The following is a 25,768-nucleotide window of genomic DNA, read 5'->3' on the forward strand; positions in this document are numbered from 1 at the left end:
AACCATGACTGACGCACAACAGCGCCTAGCTGAAGTTAGGGCGGCAATTTCTGACGTCCTGAAAAAAGGTCAGCGCCTGCGCCGGGCTGATCGTGAAGTACAGCTGGCAGAGCTCAACAGCTTGCGCCTGCTGGAGAAACAATATGCCCAAGAAGTCGCCAACGAACAGGCGGCGCTGCGTGGGCGAGGCCGCAATCGCGTCTCGTACTTGGGGATCTGATCATGTGGCCATTCAGTAAGCGTGAAGGCCCGGCCGATCTGCTGATGCGCGAGGCCATTAAGGTGGCCAGGGCTTCGGTGGGCGGCCAGCAGATTGTTGCTCAGGGCGGTGGCGGCGGTGTTGAAACTCGCTGGCGAGGCGCTTCACGCATGCTGCGCAGCATGGCCAGCTGGATTCCAGGCCTCGGTAGTCCGCGACGAGACTTCAATCAAAGCGAGCGGCGAATGCTGGTGGCCAGGTCCAGGGACGCCATGCGTAACCATCTGATAGCCCGCGCTGCGATCGCCCGGTTGCGCACCAATGTCGTGGGCACCGGGCTGGTGTGCCGGGCCCAGGTGGACCATGAGGCCCTGGGCCTCACCGAAGAGCAGGCAGACGAACTCAATGGCCGGTTGGACCGGCTTTGGTCGTTGTATGCCGATGATCCAAGGGAGTGTGATGCCGAAGCGACCCTCAATCATTACCAACTGCAAGCCCTGGTCTTGGTGTCGTCGCTGGTTGCCGGTGATGTGTTGGTGGCCAGCCCCGATCAGGAGCGACCGGGTTGTGTCTTCAGCACGCGACTACAGTTGATCGAGTCGGATCGAGTCGGCAATCCGAACGGCGGTATGGACCGGGTCAATCTGGTTGATGGCGTTGAGTTCGATTCGCTGGGCGCGCCCGTGGCCTATCACGTCTGCACCGGCTATCCCGGTGAGCATCTGGCCGGCAAGCCACTGAGCTGGGAGCGACTTACCGCGTTTGGTGAGGAGACGGGCCGGCGGCGGGTGTTGCATGTTTTGGCGGACAAGGAACGTCCAGGTCAAAAGCGTGGGGCTCCATACTTGGCGCCTGTGTTGGAGCCACTTCAAAAGCTGGAGCGCTACAGCAGTGCGGAGCTTATGGCCGCCGTGATCTCCGCAATGTTCACGGTGTTCATCAAAAAGAGCTCTGAGTTCCCAACCGGCAACCTGCCGATGACTGCGCTGGCGGACGAGCGTCCTGAAGGCGATGACACCGCTGATGGCGAGCTGGCCCTAGGCGAGGGGGCCGTGATTGACCTCGGCGTCGGTGAAGAGCCAGTCGTGGCCAACCCTGGCCGACCCAACGCCCAGTTCGATCCCTTCTTCACTGCCGTGGTGAAAGAGATCGGAGCTGCCTTGGAGCTGCCACTTGAAGAGCTCTTGCTCCATTACAGCAGCAGCTACAGCGCGGCCCGCGCCGCCATGCTTCAGGCTTGGCGTTTCTACAGTCTGCGTCGTTGGTGGCTTGCCTGTGATTTCTGCCAGCCAAGCCGTGAGCTGATCATCGACGAAGCCGTGGCGAGGGGCTTGATTGACCTACCGGGTTACGGCGACCCAGCCAAGCGCAAGGCCTACTGTCAGGCCATTTGGATCGGTCCGGCCCGAGGGGCTATTGATGAGCTGAAGGAAGCTAACGCGGCCGGTAAGCGCATCGAAATTGGCGTGAGCAACGAAACCCTCGAAACAGCGGCCATGACCGGCGAGCCCTGGCAGCAGGTGTTCCGTCAGCGTGTACGGGAAGTGGAGCAACGCCGCGCTAAAAACCTGCAGGCCCTGCCCAAGGGCGGGCTGGAGAACCCGCCCGACCCTAAATCCGAAGAGGACTGAATATGCCTCGAGCACTTGAGCTGGCTGCGTCGCAGCCCTGGCTAATGCTGCCTGACGCCCTGGATAACTTGCTGACCATCGCCGACCGCATGGGCGATCCGATGGCCCTGGCAACCCGGCGCGGCGAGCGGCTTGAAGATACCCGTAAAGTCACGATGCGAAACGGCGTGGCGGTGATTCCCATCACTGGGCCAATCTTTCGCTACGCAAACATGTTCACTGAAATCAGTGGCGCTACCAGCACTCAGGTCCTGGGCACGGACATCCAGCGAGCGCTGGACGATCCCAAAGTCCGTTCGATTGTGCTCAACATCGACAGCCCTGGCGGTGTTGCCTCCGGCATCAATGAACTGGCCGAGATGATATTCGCGGGTCGAGAGCGCAAGCGGATCGTGGCGTACATCGGTGGCATTGGGGCGAGCGCTGCGTACTGGATCGCCTCGGCAGCGCACGAGATCGTCATCGATGAAGCCAGTTTGGCCGGGAGCATCGGCGTTGTCGTTGAGGCTGTCGTTGAAAGTGACGCTGCCAACGGCCGCAAACGCTATCAGATCGTTAGCAGCAACGCCCCGAACAAGCGGCCCGATCTCGCAACCGAAGAAGGGCGCGCCAAGATTGGTGAAACCGTGAATGCCCTCGGTGAAGTCTTCGTCGGCAAAGTGGCGCGAAACCTGAGCACCGACGCCGCCAAGGTCCCCGCAATGGGTGACTTCGGCGGATTACGCGTCGGAGCCGCCGCTGTTGAGTCGGGCCTGGCTCATCGGTTGGGCTCGCTTGAATCCCTCATCACCGAACTGGCCAAACCGGCCATCACTGTCCCAAGGAAAACCACCATGACCACCGTACACACCACGGCGGAGCTGCGTACTGCGCTGGCCGCCGGCACTGATCCGAATTCCATCGAAATCGCCCAGGCCCAGCAGCCCGACCTCGGCGCCATTCGAGCCGAAGGCGCCGCTGCAGAACGTGATCGCATCAAGGGCATTAACGCCCTGGCCAGCAAAGGCTTCGAGAAGGAAATCGAAGCGGCGATTGATGCAGGCACTACGGTCGAGGCCACAGCCTTGCAATTGTTCAAGGCCGCCCAGGATCGCGGGATTTCCCTTTCTGCGATCAAAAGCGATGCACAGGGCGTCACGGCTACAACCCCAAGCGGTGATGGCAAGCAGGGCGAACGCCAGGCAGCCGTCAGTGCAATCGTTGCGGGCGCTTCGCGCCGCTGACAGGAGACATTCATGAGCAACCCGGAACGTAAAACCTACCAGCCGAGCCACCTTTCTGCCGGTGACTTTCCCATTGCAATGGACACCGGCTTGATCGCCGCTGGCCAGACCCTGCTGCGGGGTTCTGTCCTGGGGCAGGTAACCAGTTCGAAAGAGTTCGTGCTGTGTAAAACCGCTGCTGAAGACGGCTCCCAGGTGCCTACGGCCATCCTCGACGAGGACGTAGACACCACGGGCGGGGCCAAGAGCGCGCCCGTTCGTTTGACGGGTCAAGTGCTGGGCACCCAGCTCCACCTCGGTGAGGGCCTGACCTTGGCTGCGGCCAAAGCCGCCCTTCGACATTTCTGCATTTTCATCCGCTGACCGGAGCATCTGATGACTGATATTTTTGACACCCTCACCATGCTCGAAGCCGTTGAGCAGATGAATACGCCTCGTCGCTTCTTGATGAACACTTTCTTCAACGGCGGCAACCCCGTTACCTTCGGCACCGAGGCGGTGACCATCGACATCATCAAGGGCCAGCGCAAGATGGCGCCTTTCGTACACCCGTCGCTGCCCGGCAGTGTCTCGCTGCGTAACGGCTTCAGTTCTGAGACGTACAAGCCGCCCTACATCCAGCCCAAGCGCGAGACGCGGGCAGAACAAATCCTCAAGCGTGCTGCCGGGGATAACCCATTCTCCTCGCGAACTCCCCTGGAGCGAGCGGGCGAGCAGTTGGGGCGCGACCTGATCGACCTGGACGACGAGATCACTCGCCGTGAAGAGTGGATGTGCGCCCAGGCGCTGAGCACTGGGCGCGTTCGGGTGCTGGGCGATGGCGTGGATGACACCATCGATTTTCTGATGGAGGACAGCCACAAAATCGTGCTGGGGGCCGGGCGTTGGAACACGGCGGACTCCGACCCTATTGCCAACTTGCGGCAGTGGAAGCGCCAGATTGCCAAGGATTCCGGGCGCACCGGCAACGTCGCTGTGCTCAGTGGCGAAGCCCAGGATGCTTTTCAGCGCAACGAGACAGTGTTGAAGCAGCTCAACTCTCGCCGGGTGGACATGGGCGTGATCAAGCCTGAAGAGCTGCCAGATGGCGTGACCTATCTTGGCTATCTGAACGACCCCGGCATCGACCTGTATGTCTACGACGAGTGGTACCTGGACGATGACGGTGACGAACAGCAGATGGTGCCAAGCGGCGGCTTGATGCTGGGCTCGACCTCGACTCGAAACGCGATGCTGTATGGCGCGATCAAGGACATCGAAGCCATTGAAAGTGGCCTGGTTGAAGCGGCCCGTTTCCCCAAAAGCTGGGTCACCCAGGATCCGAGCGCCCGGTGGTTGAAGCTGCAAAGCGCAGCCCTGGCCGGGATGCTGGAGCCGAATGCCTTCGTCTTTGCAAAGGTGGTGTGAGATGGCCGCGAAAGTTGAGTACGTAGTGATCGAAGGCTGTGTGCAGGACGGTGCCAAGCTGGTGCGAAAAGGTGAAGTGTACGTTCCGCCCAGCACTGAGATCCGGGATCTGTTGCTCGAAGAAGGCGTCATTGCCAAGCGCGGCAAGCTGGAGTCCGGATCCGCCGCATCGGATGACGGAGATAGCTGATGGCTTTCCGTGACCAGGTGGCAGCGATGGATGCGCAGTTACTGGATGTCCTGGGCGACGAGGCTCTGGTCGACGGTCGCGACTTACCAGTGCCGGGATTCTTCTCGGCGCCCTGGTTGCAACCAAAGGTGGGAAGGATCAATACCGGTATACGCGAGCCAGTGTTCGCCGTCCGTATTGTTGATGCCCACCTCATTTCGGATGGCCAGTTAATCACTGTCCAGCTGATGCCAGAAGACGGTGGCGGGCGTTATGTAATCGTCAAACGTGAGCCGGATGGCACCGGTTGGGTCAACTTGATTCTTCGGGAGGTGCGATGAGCGTCGGCAGTTATGTCAAATCCTCGGCCAGTTCCGGTCTGTTCACGCTGCAACTGGCTCAAGCCGATAAGGATGCGTTCTCCGACTTTGCCGCTCTTGTTCCGCAAGCCGCCCGTGCAGCTCAACGGCGAGCCCTTAACAAGACGCTGCGTTGGTTGCGCACTCACATTGCACGAGCGGTAGGCCGGCAAGCTCGAATCGCCATCGCCGCTGTGCGTCAGCGACTAAAGGCTTACCCAGTCAACTCCAACGAGCAAGCCAAGTTGTGGTTTGGCGTCAATCCCATTGAGGCCAGTCGCGCTGGCCGGGTACGACAGGGACGCTCTGGCGTCTCTGTCGCGGGTCGCAAATATCAGGGGGCGTTCTATAAGACCGTTTATGGCGGCGCGCCTGACATCTGGATTCGTACCGCCAGTAAGCACTTCAGAGCAAGCGACTATTCCGACAGTGATGTGTCAGGCGGCGGTGGGCCAAGTTCGGGTTGGATTGCCGAAAACGGCAGCCGCTATCCGCTGGCCAAAGCCAAAATATCGCTCGATGACGTGCAACCTCACTTTGAGGAATGGTCGCGTCGTGCGCATCAGCGACTGCTTGAGATCCTGGAGCAGGAGATGAATTTCGAGCTGCAAAAATACTTGAGGAAATCAGCCCATGTCTGAATCCATCATTCCTCTCGACGAGCTTTACTCTGCCATTGAAGAACAGATCGCCCAGGCCATCCCCGGCTTGGCATACATCTGCACCATGCCTGATATGTTGCAGCACGTACCCATTCCAGCTGTTGTGCTTGAGTTGGTCGAGCTGGAGCCCGGTCGGGATCCTGGCACTGGTGAAGTTGGAGTCGAGGCACGTTTCGAAGCGCGCATCATTGTCGGCAGCGATCACGAACGCTGTCAGCAGGTGGCAGCATTCATCGCGGCTCAGTTGATTATTTTGCTGCGCATGCAGACGTGGGGATTGGCGGTCGAGCCGGCAGAGTTTATCCAGGCATCACAGGACTGGACCCGGCCGGAGCTCGACAGCTATGCGGTGTGGGTCGTTGAGTGGACCCAGGGTATTTACTTAGGCAAGGAAGAGTGGCCGTGGCCGAATCAGCCCCCAGGTACCTTGCTCTGGGGCTTCAGCCCTGACACTGGTCCTGGCAGCGAAGGGAGCTATCAACCGCCGGAGGATATGGCATGAGCTACCCCAGCGCGCAGCATGACCGCATGCTGGCAGGCCTGGTCAAGGATTGTTATGTGGTCGCGCTGGATCTGACCGCTTCGCCGCCCGCATGTCGGGTGTCGGATGGGGACTGGGTCAGTGCCTGGGTGCGTTGGCACAGCATCGCCGCCGGCAAAGCCCGTCATTGGCGAGCGCCCAGCATGGGCGAGCAGGGAACTCTGGTAAGTGCCAGCGGCGATGTAGCGCAGGGCACATTTATCCCCGGTCTGTATGGCGATGCCGGGGCGCCGCCGGACAACCGCGACCACGTCGAGGTGTGGCGCTTCGATGATGGTGGCTCGCTGGTCTATGACTGGAAGGCCGGCACCTACAGCATCACGGTGCCAAGCGGTACCGTGACCATCAAGGTCGGCGGAACCGAAGTGGTCGTAACGGACAGTGAGATCAACGCCACGGCAGGCGATATCACCCTGACCGGCAATGTGCAGATCAACGGCCCGTTACGGGTCACGGGCGACATCAACGGCGGCGGCAAAATCATCGACACAGCCGGCAACACGCCGAACCACAAACACTGACTCCGACATTTATCCACAGCCCGCCACGTGCGGGCTTTCGCATTTCTGGAGCTACCCAAATGAGCAAAACGCGAACAGACACCGAGCGGCCAACTGCCGTCGCGGCGTTGCCTGAGCCAGTCCAAACAGAGTCGCCGGCGCCCATCGGACCGGCGCGAGTGTTCCGCGACACCCGGTACACCTCACGCACGCTGATCATGCCAGACGGCAGCACCTTGCCGGTCATTGCCGGCCAGGTTACAGCCGGCGGCGATGATCAGTACGCCTTCCTCAAGGCACACCCGGATATGCAACAGCTGGCGGAGTGATCACATGATCGGAGTGGACCGTCGCACGGGGCAGCCGCTGTCCGGCCAGGCGCATTTGCGGCAGTCCATTGAGGACATCCTGAGCACGCCTGTCGGCAGCCGCCGCATGCGCCCAGAGTACGGCAGCCAGATTCGTCGCTATGTCGACCTGCCAGTTAACGAGGGCTGGAAAAGCGCGGTACAGGCCGAGGTCGCTCGTGCCCTCGGGCGTTGGGAGCCCCGTTTAAAGCTTGAGCGTGTCCGGGTCGTTGCGGTGGTGGATGGACAAATCACCTTGCAGCTGACGGGCTCTTACATTGGCGATGGCGTAGTGCTGGAGGTGAACGCATGAGCACTATCGACCTTTCGGCGTTGCCGGCGCCACAGGTGCTGGAGAGTTTGGATTTTGAAGAATTGTATCAGGGCGAGCTGGCGACGTTCCGCGAGTATATGGGCGATAACTGGACCGCTTTCCTTGAAAGCGACCCGGTGACCAAGCTGCTGGAGCTGGGTGCTTATCGACGCATGCAGAACCGGGCCAGGGTCAACGACGCGGCCAAGGCGCTGTTCCTGGCTCATGCTACCGGTGCTGACCTGGTGCAGTTGGCTGCCAACGTGAACCTTGAGCGCCTGGTCATTCAGGCTGAGGACTTGACCGCCGTGCCGCCAGTGGCGGCGGTGCTGGAAAGCTACGACGCACTGCGCGAGCGTATCCAGCTGAGGTACGAAGGGCTGACCACTGCCGGGCCACGGAACAGCTACATCCTGCATGCCCGAAACGCCTCGGGCCTGGTGGCAGACGCCACGGCCGAAAGCCCGGCGCCGGCCGAGGTGGTCGTGACGGTGCTTTCCCTGGAAGGAGATGGTACGGCCAGCTCCGAGCTGTTGGCCGAGGTGGACGCTTACCTCAACGATGAAGATCGGCGTCCTGTTGCTGATCGGCTGACGGTGCAGGGCGCCCAGATCCTGCCCTATCGAATCGACGCCGTGGTGTACATGGCCGGTAATGGCCCGGAAAACGAGGCAGCGCTGGCTGAGTGTAATGCGCGATTGCAGGCCTGGATCAACCCACGGCGCCGCTTAGGCGTTGAGGTGGCCCGTTCGGCGATTGATGCACAGATCCACGTCAGCGGCGTGGCCCGAGTCGAGATCCCTGGATGGGTGGACATTCGTCCAACCAAGGCCCAGGCGGCGTGGTGCACGGGGTTCACCATAAAGCGGGGTGGTAAATGAAAAGCCTGCTTCCCCTAAACAGCACCCAGCTTGAGCGGGCCATTGAGGCGGCTATCGACGAAACAACGGAGATACCGCTTCGTACCTTGTACAACCCGGACACCTGCCCGGCGCACCTGCTTTACCAATTGGCTTGGGCCTGGTCCGTGGATCGCTGGGACGAGGCGTGGCCCGAAGAGGTCAAGCGCTCGGTGATCCGCTCTTCGTTCTATGTCCATGCCCATAAGGGCACCATCGGCGCCTTGCGCCGGGTGGTGGAGCCGTTCGGTTATCTGATTGAGGTAGTGGAGTGGTTCAAGACTGAGCCCATTGGGGTGCCTGGAACGTTCGCCCTGAAGATCGGCGTTTCCGATGAAGGCATCAGCGAAGAAACCTATCAGGAACTGACGTGGCTGATCGATGACGCCCGGCCGGTCAGTCGTCACATGACGGGCCTGGCGATCAGCCTCGAAACCCGTGGAAACCTAAACATTGGTGTTGCCCTTTATGAGGGTGACGAAATCGACGTGTACCCGCCGACCATGCGTGACATTGAAGTCACTGGGTCCTTCGGCGTAGTAGGGCGCGAACACACCATAGACATCTTGGACGTTTACTCATGATTGATCAGACCTCGCAATTTTTCGCGATTCTCACGAACGTGGGAGCGGCGAAGCAGGCGAACGCCGATGCCCTTGGCGTTCCCTGGAAACTTACTGAGATGGGCGTGGGTGATGCCAACGGCACCGACCCGATTCCAAGCGCGGCGCAAACGTCGCTTATCAACGAATGGCGGCGTCGGCCGCTGAATCAGCTTTTTGTTGACCCGGCCAACCCGGCGGTCATTGTCGCCGAGCAAGTGATTCCGGCTGACGAGGGCGGATACTGGATTCGCGAACTCGGCTTGTATGATGCTGATGGAGATCTGGTGGCGGTCGCAAATTGCGCACCGAGTTTTAAGCCGCTATTGCCACAGGGCTCGGGCCGGACCCAGGTCGTGCGGATGAACTTCATCGTCAGCAGCACGGGCAATATCACACTCAAAATTGACCCGTCGGTGGTGCTGGCAACGCGGGAGTTTGTCGAAAGGCGCATTCAGGAAGAACTGTACAAGCTCGACAACAAGCAGTCAGTGCGCGTAGCGACTACGGCCAATATCGCGTTGACTGGACTCCAGACTGTTGACGGCATCAGCCTGCTCGCAGGCGACCGGGTACTGGTGAAGAATCAAGCGGCCTCCAAGGACAACGGCATTTACATTGTCGGCGTAGCGGCTTGGCAACGCGCACCGGATGCAGATAGCGGTGCTGAGGTTACCTCGGCGATGATCTTGTCCGTCGAGCAGGGCGCTACGCTGGCCGACACTCGCTGGCAGTTGGTTACAGATGGGGCGATTGTCCTGGGCACCACGTCGCTGGCTTTTCAGAACATCACTCAGGGGTTTGCAACCATCAACTCCCCGGCCTTCCTTGGAAGCCCAACGGCGCCGACTGCGCCGCTCAGCAACAACAGTCAATTGCTCGCGAATACTGCGTTTGTACAGCGAGCCCTTGGCAATCATTCAGGCGTTGGTGGGCTGGACGTCAGCACCGTGCTGACGGCCGATGCTTTCGGGAAGTCTTTCATCATTAACTCCGCGAACCCGGTCAATATAACCTTGCCCAAGGCAAGCGCAGGGTTCAACGGCGGGACCATCACGTTGGCGAACGTGTCAACCGGAACCGCAACGATCATCCTACAGGGCACCGATTACGTCGCGGGCATCGCCGCGAATCAGCTCGTGCTCAAGACATCGGACACCATCACTCTATCGACCGGTGCAGGCATAACATGGTACGCCGAAAACGGTTCGATACCGGACGCATTGTCTTCCGCTTTCAACGGTGGGGTGCGTTCAATCTTGGATACTTTCGGGCTTGGATCGGACGCCGCGAAAATCCCCCTGATCGCGGATTTTTCGGCTGACATCAAGCCTGGCCTCTACCGAGCGTTCACGTTAGAGCACCCGAATGCGGCTATTGGTGGGCCGCCAGATGCCGGTACACAAGGCGGTACTTCAATGACTGTGCTTGTCAGCGGTGGATACATCTCTGCCGGGTACAAGACGTTTCTGGCGATCCTCAACAACACGGCGAACGGTCCAACGCGGGTTTATATCGGGCACAAGACTGCAGCGGGAACACAGCCGTATTGGAGTGAGCTAGGCCAAACCACTCATTTGCCATATCGCGCAAAAGTCCTCTACAAAAGTGCGGGCGTATATCAGTGGACGGTTCCGGCCAATGTTTCGAAGGTCTACGTTGAGGTGCGCGGCGGTGGCGGGAGCGGAGCGTTCGGTGGCGATGGATCCTCTACCACTGGGCCAGGAGGTGGTGGTGGCGGAGGAATAAGCAATCGACTCTGTACTGTCGTGCCCGGGAGCATCATCACGGTGACAGTCGGGGCGGGTGGGGCCTTCGTTTCCACGGAAGGAGAAGCTGGACTGCCTGGTGGCACGTCCTCATTCGGTTCCTTCTGCTCGGCCACTGGTGGTCGCGGTGGGGTGATGAATGGTGGCGCTCTCGGAGGTGTTGGCTCGGGTGGAGACTTCAATGCTTCGCTTGGCATGGGATTCCCGCCCGTGCGCAGCTCAGGCGGCAACACGAACTGGGGCGGCCCTGGCGGCGGTGGTGAAAGTGCTTTTGCGGCGCTGGATACCTCGATCCTGACTCAACCAGGTATGGGTGGTGGTGGGCGTCTAAAGACCCGATCACAACCTGGCGTAGACGGCCAAGTAATAATCACTTACTGAGGACAGGTTATGTGGGCATTGATTCAAGAGGACGTTGTCCTCGAAACGACGAGTGTTGATCCTACGGAGCGCTTCCATCCGGATCTGTCGTGGGTAGCATGCCCTGCGGATGTGAAGCCAGATTGGCTTGTATCGGATGGCAAATTCGGACCTCCGACCATCAATGACTCCGAACAGGCCGACGCTGAGCGGATGTGGCGCAACACTGAGCTGCAATCCACAGAGTGGCTGGTCACCCGCCATCGTGATGAGCAGGATCTGGCTCAAGAGACCACGCTGACAACGGAACAGTTTGCCGAACTGTTGGGGTATCGGTTGGCGCTTCGAGACTGGCCTCAGTCCGAGCACTTCCCTGACAGCCAATACCGTCCCGTTGTACTGCCCTGGATCGCTGAACAAACCCAATAAACGCCCCGCACCGACGGGGCGTTTTCTTTTCCGCTTCACCACAAACAAGGCCCTGCATTGCGGGGTCTTTTCGTATCTGGAGAACCTATGAGCTTCTTTCACGGCGTTACCACCACGAACGTCGACACCGGCGCTCGTGTCATTGCGTTGCCTTCGTCCTCGATCATTGGACTCGTTGACACCTTTGTACCGGCGCCGGCCTACAGCGCGCAGCCCAATGACCTGGTGGTGATCACCAATGAGCGTGAAGCGGTGGCTGCCTTCGGTGCCGACTCGGCGATTACCAAGGCCTGCAAAGCCATTTACACCCGAGCCAAGGCAGTGATCGTCGCCTGCGGTGTGGCCGTGCTGGAGAATCCCGCCGAGCAAACCTCGGCAATTATCGGTGGCGTGCAGGCCAACGGTAAGCGTACCGGCCTGCAGGCGCTGCTGGACGGCAAGAGCCGGTTCAACGCGCAGCCGCGGTTATTGGTGACTCCCAAGCACAGCGCGACACAGGCAGTCGGTACCGCCCTGGTCGCGCTGGCCGACAAGTTGCGAGGGCTCGCCATCCTCGACGGCCCGAATACTACCGATGAGGCAGTGATGGCCTACGCCGAAAACTTCGGCGCCAAGCGGGCGTATCTGGTTGATCCAGGCGTGCAGTATTGGGACACCACGGCGGACGCCACGGTCGACGCGCCGGGCTCCGCCTGGGTGGCGGGCTTGTTTGCCTGGACCGACAGCGAATACGGCTTTTGGGCTTCGCCTTCGAACAAAGAGTTCGTCGGTATCACCGGCACCTCCCGCCCGATTGAGTTCCTGGACGGTGACGAAACCTGTCGGGCCAACCTGCTCAACAACGCAAACATCACCACGATTATCCGTGATGACGGTTTCCGCTTGTGGGGTAACCGCACGTTGTCGAGCGATCCGAAGTGGGCGTTCGTCACTCGCGTACGGACGATGGATATCGTCATGGACGCGATCCTCTACGGCCACAAATGGGCGGTCGACCGCTCCATCACTGCGACTTACATCAAGGACGTGACCGAAGGTTTGCAAGCGTTCATGCGCGACCTGAAAGCCCAAGGCGCAATCATCAACTTCGAGGTGTTTGCCGACCCGGAGCTGAACACGGCCAGCCAGCTGGAGCAGGGCAAGGTGTATTGGAACATCCGCTTCACCGACGTTCCGCCGGCAGAAAACCCCAACTTCCGCGTAGAGGTCACCAATCAATGGCTGACCGAAGTGCTCGACACCGCCGCTTAAGGAGCGACCTCAATGGCAATGATTCCCGAAACCCTGGCGAACCTGAACTTGTTCGCTGACGGCGTCAGCTTCCAGGGCGATGTGCCGAGCCTGACGCTGCCCAAGCTCACGCTCAAGATGGAAGAGCATCGTGGCGGCGGCATGGATGCGCCGGTCGAGCTGGACATGGGCATGGAAAAACAGGAAGCGAACTTTACTACCACTGGCGTACGCCGTGAGTCGTTGAAGTTCTTCGGCTTGGCCGACGGCACGGCGTTCAACGGTACGTTCCGAGGGGCCTATAAAGGGCTCAAGGGCAAAGTCACGCCGGTCATCGTCACCCTGCGCGGAACGTTGAAAGAAGTCGACATGGGCGACTGGAAACCGGGCGATAAGGCCGAGATCAAGCACTCCATCGGGCTGACGTACTACAAGCTCGAAGTGGACGGCCGAACCGTCTACGAAATCGACCCCATCGGCATGCGCCGCGTCATCAATGGCGTTGATCAACTGGCCGCCCAGCGTTCCGCATTGGGCCTGTAACTCCTCTTGATACCCCGCCTGGCGAGTCGCCCGGGCGGCGGTTCCTCTTTTTAAGGACACCTCTATGAGCAGTACCGCAATTCCAAGCTGGATGACCCTCGCCGCTGACCGCGTCACCGTAAAACTGACTGTGCCCTCTGAAGCCAACGGCGTGCGTGTCGATACGCTGAGCCTCCGAGCGCCGACCGTGCGTGACCTTCGCGTTGCCCGCCAAACAGCGCCCAATGATGAAGAACAGCAAGATTTGAATTTGTTCGCCTCCCTGGCCGAAGTCGGTACCAAGGATCTGGATGGTTTGACGCTGAAGGACTACAACCGCATACAGGCCGGCTATTTTCGCCTGGTGCGAGATGATGAACTTCAACCCCAAGGTGCAGAAGCAACTGGCTAAGCGTCTAGCCACCGAGCTGAATTTTTCCGCCGCTGAAATCTTGTCCATGCCGTTCTCCGACATGGTCTGGTGGCTCTCAGACTGAAACAAGGGGTAGACGATGGCAAATAAGCTGGCGTTATCGCTGGTGATTGGCGGCGCCGTCAGTTCGACGATGGCGTCCGCCTTTCGCACGGTCGAAGGCCACATCAAAAAGCTGGAGGACAAAGGCAACAAGGCCAAGGTGCTCAAGAGCACCATTGGCGAAACCATCCGCCTGCGCGATGAATGGAAGCGGGCGCACGACAGCGGCGCCGCTTCGGCCGATGGCCTGTTGCGCAAGCTCAACGGCAACCTTGACGCCTTGCGCAAGCAGGGCGTGGAGGTAGGCAGACTGGGGCAGGAGTACCAGCGCCTCGGCCGCGCAGCCAAAGCCGCCGATCTGCAACTTAAAGGTCACCAGCAGCTCGATGCCGGCAAGAAAGGACTCACGTCGAGCATCGGTCAGGGTGTCGTCGCCACCGGCCTTGCGGCGATTCCGACCAAGGTCAGCGCGGATTATCAGGCGATCATCCGCGACATTGCGATCAAGGCGGATGTGGTCAACAAGCCGCAAGAAACACAGCTTAGCCAGACAGTAATCCAGACCTCTCGCGATACGGGCATGGCCCGTAACGACGTGGCAGACCTGGTAAACCAACTGGTCGGTGCCGGCATGGACCTCAAGCAGGCCATGGCTTACGCGCCGACGGCGGCGAAGTTTGCCATCGGCCAGGGCGCCTCCGGCGTCGACACGGCCAGCATGATCATGGCGCTGCAGCAGAACGCCAAGATCACCGATCCCAAGGTGATGCAGCAGGCCCTGGAGGCCATCGCCTATCAAGGGCAGGCGGGGAGCTTCGAGGCCAGCGACATGGCCCGGTGGTTTCCTCAACTGCTGGCAAGCATGGAGAAGAACGGTAGCACCGGCATGGAGGCGGTCAGCTCCTTGGGTGCAATGCTCCAGGTGCAGATGAAAACGGCCGGCGGCTCGGACGAAGCGGCCAACAACCTCAAGAACTGGATGGAGAAAATCGGATCGGGCGACGTGGTCAAGGCGTACAAGGACGCCGGCATTGATTATCAAGGCTCCCTGAACACTGGCATTCAGAAGGGCATGTCGACCCTGGAATCCAGCTTCGCCCTGGCGATGAAATACATCCAGGCCACCGACCCGGCGAAAGCCGCGAAGATGGCCGAGGCCCAGGCCAAGATCAGCAAGGAGACGGATCCGGAGAAGGCCAAGGCGGCGCTCGATGCGCTGGAGAAGTCCCTGCGTACCGGTGACCTGTTCGCCGATATGCAGGTCAAGGCAGCGCTCACGGCCTACTCGCAAAACAAGTCGCTGTACGAGCAACTCAAAAAAGATTCGCAGTCTTCAGGCGGGATCCTCGATAAGAACCTGGCCGAGCGGCGCGAAACGTCGAAGCAGATGTGGGACGAGCTGGGCCAGGCGGTTAGCGATGGCATGCGCAGTGTGGGGGACGCCATCCGCCCGGCGACCGATGCGGTCGCCCAGGGGCTGACCTCAATTGTGCGTGGGTTGACCAAGCTTTCGGATGGCTCGCAACCGGTGGTGCTTGGCATTGCTGCTATCACCACCGGTCTGTTGGCTCTCAAGACGGCTGCCAGCGCGGTGAAGATTGGCAAGGGGCTCTACAACATATCGCGTGGTCGAGCGATGGAACGAGGCGCGGGCGCCCTCGGTGACGCCGCTGCCAAGGCTCCGAAAACCGGTATCAAAACGGTGGACAAGGGCCTGGGTGTGCTCGGCAAACTCATGGGAGGCAGCTCGGACGCTGGCAGCGAGCCGCAGCGGGTCTTTGTCGTCAATGCGGAGGCTATCGGCAGGGCCAGTTCCAGCGGCCCGGGGACGGATCCTGGAGGCGCTGCGCGCAAGCGTCAACGTGGCCGCCGTGGTCGTCGTGCTGGTATGGGGGCTATGTCGCGCAAGCGGATGACGGTTCGGGCACCGAGTCTCCCGGCGGTGGCCGCACCGGCAATGCCATCCTTGCCCAAAGCGTCTGCAGTGTCCGCCTTACCCAAGGCCGCAGCGGTGGCTGCTCTCCCTTTGGCTGCCGTGGCAGAGGCCGTCCCTAGCGGTTCGCTCGGTCAGACTGTGAAGTCGATAAGAGGGGTAACGCGCCTTTCCAAACGTCTCCCTGGTGGATCGGTGCTTGATGCGGGAGTGGGTGCCCTGGACACCGCACTCAATGCTACAACGCAGGATGAGAAAGCCGAAGGGTACGGCAGCGCGGCTGGCGGCCTTGCGGGCGCGCTTGCGGGTGGTGCTGCCGGTGCCGCTATCGGATCGGTGGTGCCGATTGTCGGCACCGCTATTGGGGGATTAATTGGTGCCGCTTTGGGCGGCCTGGGTGGCGAGAGTATCGGTGGCTTCTTGGGCAAGTCCTGGTTTGGCAGTGAAGACAAGGCCGAGGAAGCAAAGGCCGGCAAACCTGCAGCTTCTACTGACGCGCCGGCCAAGCCGCCCGAAGTTGCGAAGGTGGTAGAGCCGACGCCGCCTGTGCCGCCAAAAGTTGAGCAGGCTTTCAGCTTTGCGCCGCAAGTCTCCATCACCGTGCAAGGCGATGTAAAAGATCCGGCGCAGCTGGCCCGGGATCTAGAGCCGCATCTGCGCCAATTGATGGAGTCCTTCTCCCGGGACGTGGCCGCCCGCCAAGCGTCGAGTCAGTTGTTCGATTCCCCTCACGTTTAAGGAGGTGCCATGGCCTACATGGAGCAACTGCAATCGGTGTTCAAATCACTGCTTGCAGCGGGGGAGGCTGGCCGTACCAGTCTCGATGGCATGCTGGGCCCGCTCAACGGTGCAATCAGCGACATGACGGGCGCAGCCTCGGAGCTGGAGGGGGTGCCCTTCATTGGGCCGGCCATCGGCGCCAAGGTCCAACGGACCATGCGGGCAATCAACGCGGCGCAGTCCACTGTGGGCCAGGTGGCGGCGAAGTACAACCAAGCCGTCACCGCAGCCGGCCAAGTTCAAGAGCGGCTGGGTTCGCTCAAAGAACAGGCAGGCAAGGCAGGTGCAGCGATTAATCGCATCGCCGGCCAGGTGAGCCCGTCACTGAGCAACATCATGCCCACGGGGTCATTTGCCCCCCAGCTGACACCAGCGGCCGAGGCGGTGAAGCCGTTTCCGCACCTGCTGATCATGCAGCCCCTGGAGCCGAACGCTCAGCCGTACTACTTCAACCTGGATACGGCGGCTTTCGAGGAGCTACGGCGGCAGACGTCGTTTCGCTGGGCAGGCCAGGAACGTCTGACACGTAGCATCGCCCAGCAGGCGGTCGGCCAGGGAGAGGACAAGATCAGCCTCAAGGGCGCGATTTTTCCAGGCTTCAAAGGTGGGCTCAAACAGCTGGACACTCTGCGCACCATCGGTCGGCGTCTGCAGCCGGTGAACCTGACCACCGGCTACGGCGAAGTGCTCGGCACCTGGTGCCTGCTCAACATCGAGGAAGATCAAAGCAACCTGCTCGCGGGTGGCATTCCGCGTAAGCAATCCTTTTCATTGGAGTTTGTGAGCTATGGCGACGACCTGCAGAACGTCTGACGGGGATCTGCTGGACACCGTCTGTCATCACTATTACGGCCATCTGAATGGCACGGTGGAGGCCGTGCTTGCCGCCAATCAAGGCCTGGCCGATGAGCCTCAACCGTTTCGCGCTGGGGTGATCATCCTGCTGCCGGATCTGCCAGCGCAGACGCTGGAGGATATCCAGCTGTGGGATTAACCAGCACCGTCGCAAGTCACCAGCCCCGCCCCGTGCGGGGTTTCTCTTTTTTGGAGTATCGCCATGAAGCCGACCTATCGCATCGTTGCGGACGGTAAGGACATCACCGCGTTGATCAATGACCGGTTATTGAGTCTGCGCACCTCGGATAAGCCGGGCATGGACTCGGACGACTTCGAGTTGCGGATCGATGATCGTGATCAAGCGGTTGCGCTGCCCACACGTGGGGCGGGTGTCGAGGTTTACCTGGGGTATACCGGCCAGGCCCTGACCCGTTTGGGGCGCTACACCGTCGACGAGATCGAGTTGTCGGGGCCGCCTGACACGATGGTGATCCGGGGTAAAGCCAGTGACATGCGTGGCAGCGGCAAGACCGTGCGCAGCGGGTCCTGGGAAAACGTGCCCCTGCAGCAGATTGTCCGCGACGTGGCAGCCCGCAATGGTTGGCAGCCGGTGTGTCCGGTGCAAACAAAAGTGCCTCGAGTCGACCAACTCAACGAGTCGGATTACAACTTCATCACTCGCCTTGCCAAGCAATACGACTGCACGGCCAAGCTGGCCGACGGCAAGCTGTTGGTCATGCCTCGGCAAGGTGGCCAGACAGCCAGCGGTAAGAACCTGAGTCCTGTGGTTCTGAGGCGCGCTGATTTGAGCCGCTATCAATTTCGTCTCGGCGACCGCAATACGCAAAAGGCGGTACGCACCAAGCACCAGGACAAAAAGTCCGGCGCGCTTAAGGTGGTCGAGCTGGACAACGACGACCTGCCGAACGGCCTGCCAGCCGTCCATACCGACAGGCATATCTACCCTAACAAGTCAGCCGCCGAGCAGGCCGCCAAGGCGCGCTTGGCTGCGTTCAATCGCAGCAGCGCCGGGGTTCGCCTGGAAATGGCCGGCCGTGCCGATGTATTTGCCGAACGGTCCATCATTGTTCAGGGGATCAAGCCCGGGCTTGATGGTGAATACCTGGCTGAGGCGGTTGAGCAACTGTTCACCACCAGTGGCTGGACCACCACCGTCGAGTGCAACGGCGGCAAGAAGGGCAAGGCCAATGCCAAGGGGAAGAAAAAGAAGAAGGAAACCAAGCCGGTCAAGGTCGTCCAGCTTTAAGCGCACTCAGCACCACCCTCAAACACAACCGCAACCCGCCATCGAACGGGATTTTTTTTGGAGCCCCCATGCCACTCACTGAGCAGCAACTACAGCGCATCATGCCCAACGCCCGCCGCCAAGCGGGCGTTTTTGTATCGGCCCTGAACGCCGCTATGGCCCACCGACAAATCGATACGCCCAAGCGGCAGGCTGCATTCCTGGCCCAGGTTGGGCATGAGTCCGGCCAACTGCAGTACGTGCGGGAGCTAGGAGGCGATCAATATTTCAGCAAGTACGACACCGGTTCGCTGGCTTCGAAACTCGGCAACACCCCGGAGCCCGACGGAGACGGCCAGCGTTATCGCGGTCGCGGCTTAATCCAGGTTACCGGTGCCCACAACTACCTCCGCTGCAGCTTGGCGCTGTTCGGCGACGAGCGCCTGTTGCGCACACCCGAACTGCTGGAGCTACCCCAATGGGCGGCCGAGTCGGCTGCATGGTTCTGGTGGGTCAGGGAGCTGAACGTGCTGGCTGATCGTGATGAGTTCGAAATGATCACCCGGAAAATCAACGGCGGGCTCAACGGCTTGGCAGATCGTCTGCAGCTGTGGGAGCGGGCGAGGGCGGTGCTATGCGTCTCGTCGGCCTGATCCCCCTGCAATACCGCGTGCTGGCCGCCGGGCTTCTACTGTTCGCTCTGGTCGCCACTTCGGCGGTTATCGCCTGGACGGTCCAGGGCTGGCGATACGCTCAGCAGCTAGAAAAACAAGCCCGGCTCCACACCGAAACCCTCAACCAAATCACCCTGGCCTCGGCCGCGCTGCAGCGCACCGAGCAGGACAAGCGCCTGGCCCTGGAACAGCGGCTGGCCGCCAAAGACCAAACCCACTATCGAGCCCTAACCGATGCCCAACGTGATCAGGATCGCCTGCGTGATCGCCTCGCTACTGCTGATGTCCGGCTGTCAGTCCTACTCGACGCCACCGATTCCACCAACGGCTGTGCAGTGCCAGCCGCCACCAGCGCCGGCGGCGTGGTTCATGGAGCCACACGCGCCCAACTTGACCCGGCGCATGCTCAACGAATTATCGGCATCACCGATGCCGGCGACCGGGGGCTAATAGCCCTGGCGGCCTGCCAGGCCTACGCCAAAGAAGTTTCAACACCGAAGTGAAAAGGAGCGACCGGGCCGGATGCGCCAACATCTGACCCGGTCGCCGTCCCTGCAGATGTCCCTGCAAGTCCAGCCAAGGCTCCTGCTCCGTGCACAAAGCGCGGCGAGTCTAGCACCTGTTTATCCATACAGTAAGGTCTTGCTTTCAATGAGTTCACCCATCATCCCTTGGATGGGCGGCAAACGCCGCCTAGCCGACCGCCTCATTCCGCTTTTTCCGCCTCACGAATGCTATGTCGAAGTCTTTGCCGGCGGCGCCGCGCTTTACTTCATGCGACCCCAGGCCGCCCCGGTTGAAGTCTTGAACGATATCAACGGCGACCTGGTGACGCTCTATCGCGTCGTGCAGAACCACCTGGAAGAATTCGTGCGCCAGTTCAAATGGGCGCTCAGCTCCCGCCAGGTGTTCGAGTGGCAGAAAATGACCCGTCCCGAAACCCTTACCGACATCCAGCGCGCCGCCCGGTTCTTCTACCTGCAGCACCATGCCTTCGCCGGCAAGGTCACGGGGCAGACGTTCGGCACCGCGACCACTGGCCCGGCCATCAACCTGCTGCGGATCGAGGAGAACCTCTCGGCCGCGTGGCAGCGGCTGTCCGGCACCTACGTCGAAAACCTCCCCTGGCTTGATTGTGCTGAGCGCTACGACCGCGCTCATACGTTCCACTACATGGACCCGCCGTACTGGCAGACCGCTGGATATGGCGTGGACTTCCCGTTCGAGAATTACGAGCGGATGGCTGACTTTATGCGTCGCTGCAAGGGCAAAGTAATGGTCAGCATCAACGACCACCCGGACATCCGTCGTGTGTTTGAAGGCTTTCACTCCGAGACGTTGGACATTCGGTACAGCAACACGAACCAGCGTCAGGGCAAGGTCGAGGTCAGTGGTGAACTGGTGATCATGAACTGGGAGCCTAAAGACTTACTCGGACTGTTTTAACTACAGAGCTACGAAGCCAGGACAGCCCATACCCCAGAGCTGTAAGAGCTCGGTAAGCTTGATAAGGAGCTCAACTGTAGCCGCCAAAAGAGAAATTATATTCATTTTTCACTCTCGCAAAAGTATGCCGCTCTGAATGATGGCGGTGTTTGTGGGCATGGATATCGCTGTTTTTTTAAATTAGTTCTTTTAATGTGTGTTGGTCAAGCATTGGATTAGCTGTTTTAATGAAAATTAATGCATTCGACGTGTTGGGGCAATTGACGAGGGCGTCTCACACTAGCGTGCTTCTAAGGGTGCTGATAAGAAATACTTAAAAAACATATAGTTGCGATAAATTTTGAGAGGTCTTCATGAGATGAACTGTAAGGTTGGATAATTATTGCCGTTACGCGTAACGCATCGGAAACTGCTAGGTAAACCGATATAGTTATTGCCGTTACGCGTAACGCATCGGAAAGCGCTAGGTAAACCGATATAATTATTGCCGTTACGCGTAACGCATCGGGAAACGCTAGGTAAACCGATATGATTATTGCCGTTACGCGTAACGCATCGGAAAACGCTAGGTAAATCGATATAGTTATTGCCGTTACGCGTAACGCATCGGAAAGCGCTAGGTAAACCGATATAGTTATTGTCGTTACGCGTAACGCATCGAAAAGCGCTAGGTAAACCGACATGGTTATTATCGTTACGCGTAACGCATCGAAAAGCACCTAGGTAAACTGAGATAGTTATTATCGTCAGCGTTCGTACCGTGAAAAGCTTAGGGAAACCGAAAGGTTTGCTGTTGTACTGTTGTTGTGATGGGCGTATGAGCTGTGTACCTCGGCTTCGTACATCTCCGATTGCTCTGTCAACCAGGAACCATTCGAAGGCTTCCGGATGTTCGCCGTGTGTAAGCGTCATTTTTCTACGTTCGGTGTTGCTGAGTCTGCCCATTCCTCAGCCAGATCCAATGAGGCCTAAAGACGCCTTTCATGAACAGCCGCGATTCCATCGAACTGCCCAATTTAGCGCACGTGAGCTGTCCCGCCTGTCAGATTTTTCCTATACAAAATTGACCGCGAACCTTGTACAAAGTTAACTGTATGTTCGTACAGTATTTTGGATCGTGCGTCATGACCTTTTCAGTTCTAGGCCCTATTGCTGAGGGTGGCTTGAAGCTGCCCTTGTGTTCGTTTCGAGTGCCCGCCGGCTTTCCGTCTCCAGCGGCGGACCACATCGAAGCGCACATCTCATTGGATGAGGTTCTGAACATTCGCGCCCCGCATGTCTACCTGGTTTCCATCGCCGGGGAGAGCATGCAGGGCGCTGGGATCTTTGAAGGGGACCTAGCCGTTGTGGATCGTGCGATGGAGCCTGCACATGGCCACATCGTCGTGGCGCTGCTGAACAACGAACCCGTATGCAAACGCCTGTGCATTCGTGGGAAGGAGGTGATTCTCCTGTCGGAGAACCCAAAGTACCCGCCGAGGTACGTGCTCGAGGGCGACGAGCTGGTCATCTGGGGCGTCATCACCTGCAGCGTGCGCAGCCATGTCTAAAGCCCAGCCCGTTTTCGCCCTGATCGACTGCAACAGCTTCTACGCCAGTTGCGAAAGAGTGTTCCGTCCGGACCTAACCCGCGTGCCCATTGTGGTGCTGAGCAACAACGACGGCTGTGTGATCGCTCGCAGCTACGACGCCAAGCCCTACGTGAAGATGGGCGAGCCGTATTTTCAGATCAAGCACAAGCTGCAGAAACACGGCATCGTTCCGTTCTCGTCGAACTACGCACTCTATGGAGACATGAGCGAACGCGTGATGACCCTCATTGAATCAATGGTGCCCGCAGTCGAGGTTTACAGCATCGACGAAGCCTTCGCGGATCTCACCGGCATCGACGGCCGGGATACGCTCGGCCGCAGGATCCGCAGCCACGTGCTGCGCTGCACTGGCATCCCAGTCGGGGTGGGGATCGCTCACACCAAGACCTTGGCGAAGCTCGCGAACCACACCGCCAAGCGCCTGCAGGTACAAACCGGCGGTGTGGTCGACATCTGCGACCCGTTCAAGCGCGATTGGGTGCTGCGCAATACCGACGTGTCCGAAGTCTGGGGAGTCGGTCGCAAGATGAAACTTCACCTAGACGCCATGGGAATCAGGACGGCCATGGATTTGGCCAAGGCCGACCCTTGGACGCTGCGAAAGAAGTTCAGCGTGGTGATCGAGAAGACCGGCCGGGAGCTGGCCGGCACGCCGTGCCTGGACCTGGACGAGCCGGACCCGCCGAAGCAGGAAATCTGCTGTAGCCGGATGTTTGGTAAGCGGCTCACGGAGCTGGCACCGATCAAGGAGGCGGTGGCCACCTACATGATGCGCGCCTCGGAAAAGCTCAGGGCCCAAAAGTCGCTATGCAAGAAGATCCGCGTCAGTATCCGCACCGGTATGTTCAATCCGGAAGAGGCGAAGTATGCCAATGGCGTACTGATTGACCTGCCGTATCCCACCGATGATGTGCGGTTTCTGACCAAGGTTGCGGTGGACGCGCTCGACCGTGTCTTCCGGCCGGGATTCAAGTACAGCAAAGCTGAGGTGTTGTTGATGAATCTTTGTCAGCAGGGCGAGTACACCGACGACCTGTTTGCTACATCTCAGCCTGCCGACGCTACGAAACTGATGGCCGTGCTGGATCAGATTAACGAAAGGTGGGGGAGGGGAACGCTGCGTTCTGCATGCGTGCCGATCAGCCCGGGCTGGGGGATGCGCCGAGAAATGCTGAGTCAGAGCTATACGACGAAGCTTGATGAGCTTTGGAAGGTGAGATGCGAGTGATGCTACGCTTCTGGCTTTTTCATGTCATTATGATGGCGCGCATCAGCTAGGGCCTAAGCTTTCACTTTAAAATTACGACCTTCTGAAACGATAAAGGGATCCCGAAGGATCCCTAGACATCAATAAACCCAAAGAGATTTCTATGGGTAGGCAGTAATAGGACCAGTATAGGGATTTTTTGCATGAAGACAATGGTTTTTGTTGATTATTGGAACCTGCAGGCGACGCTTCAGAAGGAGAACGGAAAGCATCTAGGCTTATCGGGCCAAGCGTTGCGAGATCATCGTTTCAATGTGGATTGGTTCAACCTGGGGCCCATCCTCACAAATCTGGCGTCAATTCATGCCTCACCTACTCCTGGCACGCCGTTGCCATTGACGTATCAAGAGACCCGAATCTACACGTCCAGCGACCCAAATGGTGATGGCTCTTACAAGCATTTTGCGCTCAATACGTTAGGTCGTAGACCGGGTATCCGAGTGTCCTGTCAGGACAGACGACCTAAACGAAACCCGGACTGCGCGCACTGCTTCGCAGAGATGGATGTCTGTCCACATTGCACGAACGCGATTAAGGCAACTCAGGAAAAAGGTGTCGACACTTTACTTGTTACGGACATGCTCTGTTTAGGTTTAGATGGGACTTATGAAGTCGCATTGTTGGTGACCCAAGATTCTGATATGGCACCAGCTGCTGCTCATCTAGGATCTAAGGGCATCAAGGTGATTCAAATAGGACTGAGACATTTTGGGGCAGGCTTAGCTCAAGATTGCTGGGCAAACTTTGATCTGTTCCCTCTCCGCAGCCAAATCCTAAGGGCTTGACTCTGAGTTACAGCTCATCCTGTTACTTTCTGAGATCCGCCTCAGCCTGGCACTGATCATTGTGCCAGTTTTGCCAAGCTTCCTCTTCGTCTTTGTAGGTTTCCGAACATACGAGCCGAGGTTGAATCAAGTGGACGTCGCTCGGCTCTAGCGAGAATATGTAACGATCCGCATGTTGAATTATGATTTTTCGCAAAAAACGCGCCATACCCTCCTCTAAAACCGTGCCTCGCGTCCATGAACGCTTACCAATGCTTGTGTGAAGAAGGTGTTTTGGGCTAAGCGGAAGGAGTATGTCCGTGTTGTTCACTCCCCATCCACCGTTAAAGTTATAATTATTAACATCCTGATAATTCAATCTGATAAGAGGGTTGTCGGATGTAGGCCAAGATATGCCTGCCGGTGCATGAAGGACGGTCCACCTTTGTTGGGGGATGCGTTTAAGGGTGTTAGTCAAAAGATGCTTTATATTCCAAAGCCATAACCCTCGTCCGACTGTAGTCTCGGCATGCACTTGCCATTTTCCGACGTGAGGCTTCCCAATACTGATTTTAAGAGGGAATTCACCAGCCCCGACAGTTTCTTTAACTTGAAGTGGCTTATTTTCACGGGCGCTCCGCTCAAGGTTATCAATAGCTCGAGCCAATGTTTCGTCCATCAACGGCTTCAATGTCTTTTTTTGGCGGCTCAGAAACTCCTTTAACCGTGCTGGAGTTCGTACGTCTTGGGCTACAGCAAAGCGCACCAAATGCCGCCAGTGATCGGGTGTGAGGCGCTGCTCATTGATGACGCGGAATATCGCCTCCCGTGCTGGGCTTTCAAATTCACGATCGAGCCAGCGCTCAATCTCATCTGTCTCCTCTTGCCCAATCAGGGACGTGTAGAGATGTCGTCGAAAAGCGATACTTTTCAAGGGCAGCTCTTCCCAGAGGGGAAAGCTTTCATGGGGGACTAGCAATCGAAAAGTAGAAATCCTGCCCTCACACTCCCATTGCTTTAAATACAGCTCCGGAACGTAATGGTTTCTAACGCGTAGCTGCTGCATTCGCATCTCCTGGCTCCACGGTTCGTTGTTAAAGAGGAGAGAGGTTTGGGGCAAAAATGGGGCAAACCGTACGCCAAACCATGCCATTCAATGCCCAATATGCATTAACGCAAGCAGGTCGCTGCGGGTGCTACAGCCAGTAATTACGGGCCTTTGGTCCCTAAGCCGCCGCATACCCAAGCACAATCGGCGTTTGCAATGGTTAAGAGCCTAAACTCTTTAGCTTTGCTACGCCTTGACGAATGTAGCCCGCGTTCTCTCCAATGGTCTGCAAGGCCCCCCTAACGTTTTTGCCCACATCTTGAGCTCCTCGTTGCTCGACGTACAACGTCAGCTCCATCAAAGCGGCCTCTAGCGCCAACTGATTGCTGTAAATCCTCTCAATCACTTCAGGCAAGGAGTAATCATCTGACATCATGTCTGCACCATCGAGAAAATAAAAAGCATAGTCTTTGCGGTGTACTGCGCCAGGCGGCGCTGGCCCGCTTGCTTGGAGGCAGAAGCAAGCAGGCCGCTTTCGGCCACA

The 25,768-nt window shown here is 58.8% G+C and carries 31 protein-coding genes; 29 read left to right on the top strand and 2 right to left on the bottom strand.

Annotated elements, in window-relative coordinates; all coding sequences use genetic code 11:
• Positions 1 to 4 precede the first annotated feature (4 nt).
• The 29 genes from AAIS01_RS19455 to AAIS01_RS19595 all read left to right on the top strand — a co-directional run bounded on the left by AAIS01_RS19455 (position 5) and on the right by AAIS01_RS19595 (position 24,197).
• Positions 5 to 220, top strand: coding sequence for a hypothetical protein (locus AAIS01_RS19455; protein ID WP_135846607.1), 216 nt, complete (start codon positions 5 to 7; stop codon positions 218 to 220).
• 2 nt (positions 221 to 222) lie between these two features.
• The gene (locus AAIS01_RS19460) at positions 223 to 1,830 is read left to right on the top strand and encodes a phage portal protein (RefSeq protein ID WP_343470290.1); all 1,608 of its coding nucleotides are present in this window, start codon (positions 223 to 225) and stop codon (positions 1,828 to 1,830) included.
• 2 nt (positions 1,831 to 1,832) lie between these two features.
• A complete protein-coding gene (locus AAIS01_RS19465; protein WP_343470292.1) occupies positions 1,833 to 3,053 on the top strand; it encodes a S49 family peptidase in 1,221 nt (406 codons plus the stop codon).
• Between the two features lie 12 nt (positions 3,054 to 3,065).
• Positions 3,066 to 3,416, top strand: a complete 351-nt coding sequence (locus tag AAIS01_RS19470) for a head decoration protein (RefSeq protein WP_343470293.1) — start codon at positions 3,066 to 3,068, stop codon at positions 3,414 to 3,416.
• A 12-nt stretch (positions 3,417 to 3,428) separates the two neighbouring features.
• Positions 3,429 to 4,460 (top strand): major capsid protein, encoded by a 1,032-nt coding sequence (locus tag AAIS01_RS19475; RefSeq protein WP_176688289.1) that lies wholly within the window; start codon positions 3,429 to 3,431, stop codon positions 4,458 to 4,460.
• A 1-nt stretch (position 4,461) separates the two neighbouring features.
• A complete protein-coding gene (locus AAIS01_RS19480; protein WP_316912881.1) occupies positions 4,462 to 4,650 on the top strand; it encodes a hypothetical protein in 189 nt (62 codons plus the stop codon).
• A complete protein-coding gene (locus AAIS01_RS19485; protein ID WP_198724289.1) occupies positions 4,650 to 4,970 on the top strand; it encodes a head-tail joining protein in 321 nt (106 codons plus the stop codon). The genes AAIS01_RS19480 and AAIS01_RS19485 overlap by 1 nt, the downstream gene beginning before the upstream one ends.
• Positions 4,967 to 5,629: a hypothetical protein gene (locus AAIS01_RS19490; RefSeq protein ID WP_343470295.1), complete on the top strand. Its 663-nt coding sequence runs from the start codon at positions 4,967 to 4,969 to the stop codon at positions 5,627 to 5,629. Before AAIS01_RS19485 ends, AAIS01_RS19490 begins: the two co-directional genes overlap by 4 nt.
• Positions 5,622 to 6,152, top strand: coding sequence for a hypothetical protein (locus AAIS01_RS19495; protein WP_343470296.1), 531 nt, complete (start codon positions 5,622 to 5,624; stop codon positions 6,150 to 6,152). Before AAIS01_RS19490 ends, AAIS01_RS19495 begins: the two co-directional genes overlap by 8 nt.
• Positions 6,149 to 6,712 carry a phage baseplate assembly protein V gene (locus AAIS01_RS19500; protein ID WP_343470297.1) on the top strand — a complete coding sequence of 188 codons (564 nt, stop codon included), beginning with the start codon at positions 6,149 to 6,151 and terminating at the stop codon, positions 6,710 to 6,712. The genes AAIS01_RS19495 and AAIS01_RS19500 overlap by 4 nt, the downstream gene beginning before the upstream one ends.
• A gap of 59 nt (positions 6,713 to 6,771) precedes the next feature.
• Positions 6,772 to 7,020, top strand: a complete 249-nt coding sequence (locus tag AAIS01_RS19505; protein ID WP_343470299.1) for a hypothetical protein — start codon at positions 6,772 to 6,774, stop codon at positions 7,018 to 7,020.
• A 4-nt stretch (positions 7,021 to 7,024) separates the two neighbouring features.
• Positions 7,025 to 7,351: a GPW/gp25 family protein gene (locus tag AAIS01_RS19510; RefSeq protein ID WP_343470300.1), complete on the top strand. Its 327-nt coding sequence runs from the start codon at positions 7,025 to 7,027 to the stop codon at positions 7,349 to 7,351.
• Positions 7,348 to 8,232, top strand: coding sequence for a baseplate assembly protein (locus AAIS01_RS19515; protein WP_343470302.1), 885 nt, complete (start codon positions 7,348 to 7,350; stop codon positions 8,230 to 8,232). The genes AAIS01_RS19510 and AAIS01_RS19515 overlap by 4 nt, the downstream gene beginning before the upstream one ends.
• Positions 8,229 to 8,834: a phage tail protein I gene (locus AAIS01_RS19520; RefSeq protein ID WP_343470303.1), complete on the top strand. Its 606-nt coding sequence runs from the start codon at positions 8,229 to 8,231 to the stop codon at positions 8,832 to 8,834. The genes AAIS01_RS19515 and AAIS01_RS19520 overlap by 4 nt, the downstream gene beginning before the upstream one ends.
• Positions 8,831 to 11,002, top strand: a complete 2,172-nt coding sequence (locus AAIS01_RS19525; RefSeq protein WP_343470304.1) for a phage tail protein — start codon at positions 8,831 to 8,833, stop codon at positions 11,000 to 11,002. The genes AAIS01_RS19520 and AAIS01_RS19525 overlap by 4 nt, the downstream gene beginning before the upstream one ends.
• Before the next feature lie 9 nt (positions 11,003 to 11,011).
• Positions 11,012 to 11,410 (top strand): tail fiber assembly protein, encoded by a 399-nt coding sequence (locus AAIS01_RS19530; protein ID WP_343470305.1) that lies wholly within the window; start codon positions 11,012 to 11,014, stop codon positions 11,408 to 11,410.
• Positions 11,411 to 11,497: 87 nt separating this feature from the next.
• Positions 11,498 to 12,661, top strand: coding sequence for a phage tail sheath subtilisin-like domain-containing protein (locus AAIS01_RS19535; protein ID WP_343470306.1), 1,164 nt, complete (start codon positions 11,498 to 11,500; stop codon positions 12,659 to 12,661).
• 12 nt (positions 12,662 to 12,673) lie between these two features.
• Positions 12,674 to 13,183, top strand: coding sequence for a phage major tail tube protein (locus AAIS01_RS19540; protein WP_043041982.1), 510 nt, complete (start codon positions 12,674 to 12,676; stop codon positions 13,181 to 13,183).
• 64 nt (positions 13,184 to 13,247) lie between these two features.
• On the top strand, positions 13,248 to 13,574 hold the full coding sequence (locus AAIS01_RS19545) for a phage tail assembly protein (RefSeq protein WP_343470307.1): 327 nt from the start codon (positions 13,248 to 13,250) through the stop codon (positions 13,572 to 13,574).
• Between the two features lie 100 nt (positions 13,575 to 13,674).
• Entirely contained in the window at positions 13,675 to 16,308 is a 2,634-nt protein-coding gene (locus tag AAIS01_RS19550; protein WP_343470308.1) for a phage tail tape measure protein, read from the top strand.
• Positions 16,309 to 16,317: 9 nt separating this feature from the next.
• The gene (locus AAIS01_RS19555; protein ID WP_043041980.1) at positions 16,318 to 17,163 is read left to right on the top strand and encodes a phage tail protein; all 846 of its coding nucleotides are present in this window, start codon (positions 16,318 to 16,320) and stop codon (positions 17,161 to 17,163) included.
• Positions 17,138 to 17,344 (top strand): tail protein X, encoded by a 207-nt coding sequence (locus tag AAIS01_RS19560; RefSeq protein WP_053124044.1) that lies wholly within the window; start codon positions 17,138 to 17,140, stop codon positions 17,342 to 17,344. The genes AAIS01_RS19555 and AAIS01_RS19560 overlap by 26 nt, the downstream gene beginning before the upstream one ends.
• Before the next feature lie 63 nt (positions 17,345 to 17,407).
• Positions 17,408 to 18,454, top strand: coding sequence for a phage late control D family protein (locus tag AAIS01_RS19565; protein WP_343470310.1), 1,047 nt, complete (start codon positions 17,408 to 17,410; stop codon positions 18,452 to 18,454).
• Positions 18,455 to 18,522: 68 nt separating this feature from the next.
• On the top strand, positions 18,523 to 19,086 hold the full coding sequence (locus tag AAIS01_RS19570; protein ID WP_343470311.1) for a glycoside hydrolase family 19 protein: 564 nt from the start codon (positions 18,523 to 18,525) through the stop codon (positions 19,084 to 19,086).
• The gene (locus AAIS01_RS19575; RefSeq protein ID WP_343470313.1) at positions 19,068 to 19,610 is read left to right on the top strand and encodes a lysis system i-spanin subunit Rz; all 543 of its coding nucleotides are present in this window, start codon (positions 19,068 to 19,070) and stop codon (positions 19,608 to 19,610) included. The genes AAIS01_RS19570 and AAIS01_RS19575 overlap by 19 nt, the downstream gene beginning before the upstream one ends.
• Before the next feature lie 148 nt (positions 19,611 to 19,758).
• On the top strand, positions 19,759 to 20,553 hold the full coding sequence (locus AAIS01_RS19580) for a DNA adenine methylase (protein ID WP_343470314.1): 795 nt from the start codon (positions 19,759 to 19,761) through the stop codon (positions 20,551 to 20,553).
• A 1,124-nt stretch (positions 20,554 to 21,677) separates the two neighbouring features.
• Positions 21,678 to 22,103, top strand: coding sequence for a LexA family protein (locus tag AAIS01_RS19585; RefSeq protein ID WP_343470315.1), 426 nt, complete (start codon positions 21,678 to 21,680; stop codon positions 22,101 to 22,103).
• Entirely contained in the window at positions 22,096 to 23,373 is a 1,278-nt protein-coding gene (gene umuC, locus AAIS01_RS19590; RefSeq protein WP_343470316.1) for a translesion error-prone DNA polymerase V subunit UmuC, read from the top strand. Before AAIS01_RS19585 ends, umuC begins: the two co-directional genes overlap by 8 nt.
• A gap of 182 nt (positions 23,374 to 23,555) precedes the next feature.
• Positions 23,556 to 24,197, top strand: a complete 642-nt coding sequence (locus AAIS01_RS19595; RefSeq protein WP_343470318.1) for an NYN domain-containing protein — start codon at positions 23,556 to 23,558, stop codon at positions 24,195 to 24,197.
• Positions 24,198 to 24,219: 22 nt separating this feature from the next.
• Here the strand turns inward: AAIS01_RS19595 and AAIS01_RS19600 are convergent, their stop codons facing one another.
• Positions 24,220 to 25,242, bottom strand: a complete 1,023-nt coding sequence (locus AAIS01_RS19600) for a DUF4238 domain-containing protein (protein ID WP_343470319.1) — start codon at positions 25,240 to 25,242, stop codon at positions 24,220 to 24,222.
• Positions 25,243 to 25,444: 202 nt separating this feature from the next.
• Positions 25,445 to 25,657 (bottom strand): hypothetical protein, encoded by a 213-nt coding sequence (locus tag AAIS01_RS19605; protein ID WP_343470382.1) that lies wholly within the window; start codon positions 25,655 to 25,657, stop codon positions 25,445 to 25,447.
• Positions 25,658 to 25,768: the final 111 nt, after the last annotated feature.

It is taken from the genome of Pseudomonas halotolerans (assembly GCF_039581215.1).
Classification (GTDB): Bacteria; Pseudomonadota; Gammaproteobacteria; order Pseudomonadales; family Pseudomonadaceae; genus Aquipseudomonas; species Aquipseudomonas tehranensis.